This window comes from Syntrophorhabdus sp. (genome assembly GCA_012719415.1).
Taxonomy (GTDB): Bacteria; Desulfobacterota; Syntrophorhabdia; order Syntrophorhabdales; family Syntrophorhabdaceae; genus Delta-02.
Genome location: JAAYAK010000170.1, coordinates 1 through 5,559 on the forward strand (window position 1 = coordinate 1; position 5,559 = coordinate 5,559).

At 57.8% G+C, this 5,559-nt stretch carries 7 protein-coding genes; 6 read left to right on the forward strand and 1 reads right to left on the reverse strand.

What is annotated here, in order from left to right; genetic code table 11:
- Positions 1 to 230: 230 nt before the first annotated feature.
- The 6 genes from GXX82_09925 to GXX82_09950 all read left to right on the forward strand — a co-directional run bounded on the left by GXX82_09925 (position 231) and on the right by GXX82_09950 (position 5,022).
- Positions 231 to 1,178, forward strand: a complete 948-nt coding sequence (locus GXX82_09925; protein ID NLT23354.1) for an ABC transporter substrate-binding protein — start codon at positions 231 to 233, stop codon at positions 1,176 to 1,178.
- Positions 1,162 to 1,920 (forward strand): ATP-binding cassette domain-containing protein, encoded by a 759-nt coding sequence (locus GXX82_09930; protein NLT23355.1) that lies wholly within the window; start codon positions 1,162 to 1,164, stop codon positions 1,918 to 1,920. The genes GXX82_09925 and GXX82_09930 overlap by 17 nt, the downstream gene beginning before the upstream one ends.
- Positions 1,917 to 2,663, forward strand: a complete 747-nt coding sequence (locus GXX82_09935) for an ABC transporter permease (GenBank protein ID NLT23356.1) — start codon at positions 1,917 to 1,919, stop codon at positions 2,661 to 2,663. Before GXX82_09930 ends, GXX82_09935 begins: the two co-directional genes overlap by 4 nt.
- The gene (gene ubiE / locus GXX82_09940) at positions 2,648 to 3,412 is read left to right on the forward strand and encodes a bifunctional demethylmenaquinone methyltransferase/2-methoxy-6-polyprenyl-1,4-benzoquinol methylase UbiE (GenBank protein NLT23357.1); all 765 of its coding nucleotides are present in this window, start codon (positions 2,648 to 2,650) and stop codon (positions 3,410 to 3,412) included. Before GXX82_09935 ends, ubiE begins: the two co-directional genes overlap by 16 nt.
- On the forward strand, positions 3,409 to 4,305 hold the full coding sequence (locus GXX82_09945; protein ID NLT23358.1) for a prenyltransferase: 897 nt from the start codon (positions 3,409 to 3,411) through the stop codon (positions 4,303 to 4,305). Before ubiE ends, GXX82_09945 begins: the two co-directional genes overlap by 4 nt.
- Positions 4,306 to 4,551: 246 nt before the next feature.
- Positions 4,552 to 5,022 (forward strand): hypothetical protein, encoded by a 471-nt coding sequence (locus GXX82_09950; protein ID NLT23359.1) that lies wholly within the window; start codon positions 4,552 to 4,554, stop codon positions 5,020 to 5,022.
- 28 nt (positions 5,023 to 5,050) lie between these two features.
- On the opposite strand, the gene GXX82_09955 is transcribed toward GXX82_09950, so the two are convergent.
- Positions 5,051 to 5,362: a hypothetical protein gene (locus GXX82_09955; GenBank protein ID NLT23360.1), complete on the reverse strand. Its 312-nt coding sequence runs from the start codon at positions 5,360 to 5,362 to the stop codon at positions 5,051 to 5,053.
- Between the last annotated feature and the right edge of the window lie 197 nt (positions 5,363 to 5,559).

Sequence of the window (5,559 nt, forward strand, 5' to 3'; positions counted from 1 at the left end):
AGGTTTCAGGTTTCAGGTTTCAGGTTTCAGGTTTCAGAAAAAAGATCGTGGAAGAATACCGGTTGTCAACACGGTCGCCGACCGGTGCAGTTCTTGTCTTCCTTGAAACGTGAAACCTGAAACTGTTTTTGTGGTCCCTGACCCCGCAAGGGGGTTTTTGTTTGAAAAATCCCCGTTCGCGCACTAGACTAATAGACCGAATACATCGATCAAGGGTAAGGGGAGTAGTTATGAAACGGGTAAAGTCTGTTGTTGTCTTCCTCATCGTTTTTGTCCTTTGTCTGGGCGTCACAGCTCATGCGACTGAAAAACCCCGGGCGTTCAAGTTCGGGACCATTCCGGTGCTTCAATCGCTGCCGCTCTTTGTCGCGGCGGAGAAAGGTTTCTTCAAGGAACAGGGGCTGAACGTCGATATCGTCCTTTTCAACTCGGCGATGGAGAAGGACATTGCCTTCACATCGGGACAGATAGCCGGATACTTCGGCGACATCATGACCCCGACGGTCCTCGTCGCCAACGGGACAAAGATCAGGATGGTGGCCGTGAACTACAACACAACCGCCGACCGGCGCATGTTCGCCGTCCTCGCCTCACCGAAAGCCAACCAGACGGACCTCTCGTCCGTCGCGCGCGCGGGCATAGCTACGGGCTCCAACACCATTGCGGAATATCTCATCATCCGCCTCCTGGCGGACAAGAAGGTTTCCCGGGAATCCATCAAACTCGTGGATATCAAGAGCATACCCATCCGTCTCCAGATGCTCCTTTCGGGACAGGTAAGCGCGGCACTGCTGCCGGAGCCCCTGGCGACGCTGGCGGAAACAAAGGGAGCGAAAACCCTGGCTGACGACAGGGGCCACGGCATCTCGGCGACGGTCCTCGCCTTTCACACCGACTTCCTCGACAAGAACGCCGCTTCCGTCCGGTCGTTCCTCGCGGCTGTCGACAAGGCCTCGGCGTACATAAGCCGGCACTCCGACGAAGTGAGGGGGATAATGAACAGGTCCTGCAAGGTGCCGGAGGCTCTCCAGGGCTCCTTCCCCATACCGCGCTTCCCCAAAGTCTACACACCCTCCGAGTCCCAGATCATGGATGTCTACCGGTGGCTTAAGGAGAAGAAGATCGTAAAGAAGGACCTCACATACAAAGACCTGGTGGCAGATGGGTACATCCGGTAGGTTCCTCGCCATCGAGGGACTAAGCAAGACCTTTCAGAATGAGAACGAGTCGAAGACGGTCCTCGAGGGGGTCGACCTCGAACTGGCCTTTCGCGACTGCCTTGCCATCGTCGGCCCTTCAGGATGCGGCAAAACAACTCTTCTGCTGGCCATCGCGGGACTCATACCGCCGACGGCAGGCACGATCACCTTTCGGGAAGGGCCGCTCGCCGACCGGGAACGCAGGATTGCCCTCGTCCTCCAACACTACGGACTCTTTCCCTGGAAGACCGTGGGTGACAATATCACGCTGGGGGCACGGCTCCAGCATATCGATGTGCCTGAAAAGAGACTGCGCTCCGTCAAGAGGGAACTCGATATCGAAGGACTTGACCACCTCTACCCGGCGCAGCTCAGCGGAGGCCAGCGCCAGCGTGTCGCGCTGGCAAGGGCGCTTCTTCTCAACCCCTTGCTTCTGCTTCTCGACGAACCCTTTGCCGCCATCGACACCGTCACGCGGGAGCGGCTCCAGAACAACCTCCTCGACGTCTTCGCCCAGCGGAAGTTCAGCTTCATCATCGTCACGCACAACATCGAAGAGGCGGTATTCCTGGGAAGGAGGATCGTCGTCCTCGACGGCAATGCCCGCGGGATAAGGACGATCATGGACAATCCCGGGGTGGGCGCCGCTAAATACCGGAACGACCCGGTCTTCTTCGAGCGCACCACCGAACTCAGGGGTATCCTGGAGGGTCTCGAATGAAGAGGCGGGCCATCGGCGTTTACGCGGCCACCATCCTCTTCATCTATTTCGCGTGGTACGCCCTTTCCCTCATGCTCGGCAGCAATATCCTTCCCGACCCTTTCCGGGTGTTCGCCCGGGGCTTTGAAGAGATAATCACGACCGCCTTCTGGGTCCACGTCGAGGCAAGTCTCCTGCGTCTCCTCGCGGCCCTCTTCTCTGCCTTTATTCTTGCCGTGCCCGCGGGTCTTGTCCTCGGCAGCAACGAAAGGCTCGACAGGCTCTTCGCTCCGCTGATCTACCTCGGCTATCCCATCCCCAAGGTGGTCCTGATGCCGGTCATCTTCGTCCTTTTCGGCCTCGGGGACCTGGGCAAGATCGTCCTCATCACGATGATCATATTCTTCCAGCTCCTCATCACCACCCGCGACAGCGCGCGCAAGATCGACCGGGAGATCACTTACTCGCTCAGGTCTCTGGGAGGAAGCAGGCTCGACTTCTTCTTCCATGTCGTCTGGCCCGTCAGCCTGCCCGGCATCTTCACGTCCCTTCGCATAGGCGTGGGAACAGCCGTGGCGGTCCTCTTTCTCGTCGAATCCATCGCGACGAGCGAGGGCCTCGGATTCTACATCATAGACTCTTGGGGACGCGCTGACTATGCCACCATGTTCGTGGGGATCATCGCCCTGTCGATCATCGGCATCGTCATGTACGAGATATTCGAGCTTCTTGAAAGGAAATTCTGCAAATGGAAAAACCTGTAGACAGGAAATACCCATCGGTGCGCGCGGTGTCGGAAGCGGAGCGCATCGGCATGGTGAAGGAGATGTTCTCCACCATCACGGGCAGGTACGACTTTCTCAATCACTTCCTGAGCCTGCGCCGCGATATCGCCTGGCGCCGTTTCACCGTGAAAAAGATGCGTTTCTTCAAAACCATGCGGTTTCTCGATGTCGCCTGCGGCACCGGCGACCTTTCCATTGACGCGGCGATGAGATACGGCGGGATAAGCGTCACCGGCGCCGATTTCGTTTTCGAGATGCTGGAACTCGGGAAGGTGAAGGTCGAAAAAAAAGGGCTCGACCGTCGCATCACCCTCATGCAGGGCGACGCCCTGGAGCTTCCCTTTTGTGACAATTCCTTCGATGTCGTTGGCATCGCCTTCGGCATCAGGAACATCCCTGACCGTGAACGGGCCTTAAGGGAAATGCTGCGTGTAGTTGTGCCCGGAGGCGCCGTCATGGTCCTCGAGATGACCTTCATACAGAACCGTCTCTTCAAACTTTTCTACCACGTCTATCTCAACCACATCCTTCCCCGCCTTGCCAGGAGGTTCTCCCCCAATCCTGCCGCGTACCACTACCTTGCCGATTCGATCATGAACTTCCCCCAGCCCGACGCTTTTGCGGCCATGATGGAGAAAGCCGGCATGGTCAGGGTAACGAAGTATCCCCTCACTCTCGGCGTCACGTATCTCCACGTGGGAATCAAACCCGGGGAAGGAACATCATGACAGGCGACACCCTGAAGGCGTGGGCGCAGGCAAGCAGGCTGCCTTTCTTCGTGGCCACCTTCATACCCCTTATCATCGGCTGGTCGATGGCCGTCAAGACAACGGGCGCCGTCAGGCCCGGGCGTTTCCTGCTTGTCCTTCTCGGCTCGCTCATCGTCCACCTCATAACGAACCTCGCCAACGACTATTTCGACCACCTCGTGGGGACCGATGCCGGGGAATCGATCGGAGGCTCCCGCGTCATACAGGAGGGAAAGATCAGCCCGCGGGTGATGCTCAAGGTCATAATCGGCCTCTATGCCATCGCCTTCTTCATCGCATACATCATAGTCTTCCATTTCAGGCTCCATCTTCTCGCCATCCCCATCCTCTTCTCCGCTTTCAGCAGCTATTTCTATGTCGCCCCCCCGATACGGTACGGTTATCACGGATTGGGTGAGCTTTTCGTGGGGATCAACATGGGGCCCATCATGGTCGCGGGGACATACTGGGTCGTGGCGGGCACCCCCGCTCTCGAGCCTCTTCTCGTCTCCATCCCCGTCGGGATCATGGTGGCCTCCATCCTCTATTACCAGAGCCTCCCCGACATGAGGACCGACGAGGCTTCGGGCAAGATGACCCTCGCCGTCAGGCTCGGCAGAAAAGGCGCCTTCCGGGGGCTCATCATCTTCTTCATTCTCATCTATGCAAGCATCCTCTCGCTCATCCTCATGGGCCTCCTGTCACCGTGGGCGCTTGCATCGATCATCAGCGTGCTCCTCGTGGTCAAACTCATGCGCATCGTTCTCAGGACGGATAACTGGGTCCTTCTCGACCTCCATGGCAAATACGTCCGAATGGTCTATTTCATCAGCGGCCTGTCGATCATAGCGGGAATCGTCTTAAGAGATTAGTATACGGGCACACGGGTAAGGACAAAACCGTTCCGCCTTATGCGTTACGGTAATGTCCGGGGGTTCCCTCGAGAAGCCTTTCCTCGTGCGCTCGTAGGCGCCCTGGCGCCCACCCGTGTGCCCGTTTGCCCGCAGGGCAGACCAGTACGGCCGTGCGCGTTTTGTTTGACATTTTCCCGCAACGGCAATTACAATAGGGGCATCGGCAGGGCAATTGGAAACAGGAAACCAGTCAGGGAGGGTCCTATGTCTTTGAGACAGGCAGTTTTCGTTTTTCTTGCAGCCATCTTCGTTGTCACGATCTGCTTCTCCACGGTCGATGCCCAGCAGTTGCCGCAGAAGCCAAAGATCCCCGCGGCCGACAAGGTCGAAAAGGTCGTTCCCATCCCGAAGATAGGGGTGACGATGATGAAGGCGCAGCCTGAATCCTACTCAGGCACCTGTCCCACCGTCATCACTTTCAAGGGACATATAGCCGCCGCGGGCATGATCAGTGTCTCAAAACCGGTCACAGTGAGGTATGTCTTTGTGCGGAGCGACGGCACCACCGGGCCGGAGCAGACGGTGACCTTCACAAAGCAGGGCGCCCAGACCGTTACGAACACCTGGCACATAGGCGGCCCCGGTTTTTCCACTTCCGGGTGGCAGGCCATCAGGATCATCTCGCCCGATCCCAAGGAATCCGGGAAGGCCAATTTCACGCTGAACTGCAACTAGCGTCAGGCAACACTCAGCGGCCATGTCTCTATCTCCAGTGCGGCGGCGCCTTGCCGGTGCACTCGGGACCGCTTGCCTGACACGTTTCGATACCTCTCTCGGTCCTGCATTTCCATTTGCAGGTCTTGCCTTCCGACTTTTCGCTGTAAACGCCTTCCTGACCGGAGTACCGTCCGGCCGGGGCAACCCTCTGGCAGAACGTGACACCGCTGCGGTCTTTCGCGCAGTTGTACTTCTTCATCGTCTGCTGCACCGAAGTCTGGGCGGCCGCGTGATATGGCGCGATAAGGACGGGCAGCGAAAACACGAGAAGGGCGAGGCAATAACGGACAGATCTCATGACATCCTCCTTCTCCGTCACTGTTGCAGAGGGAATTATATCAGGTCAAAGTGATATGCACAACCGTTCGGTCCGCCGGTCATGGTCCTTATTCCCGGGGCCGGGATATCCGGGCGGTCCCGGAAATGGATTGACAGACGGTCCGTCCGGAAAGGACAAAAAGGGCAGTGGTGAGGAAGGGTTCGCCTATACGGCCA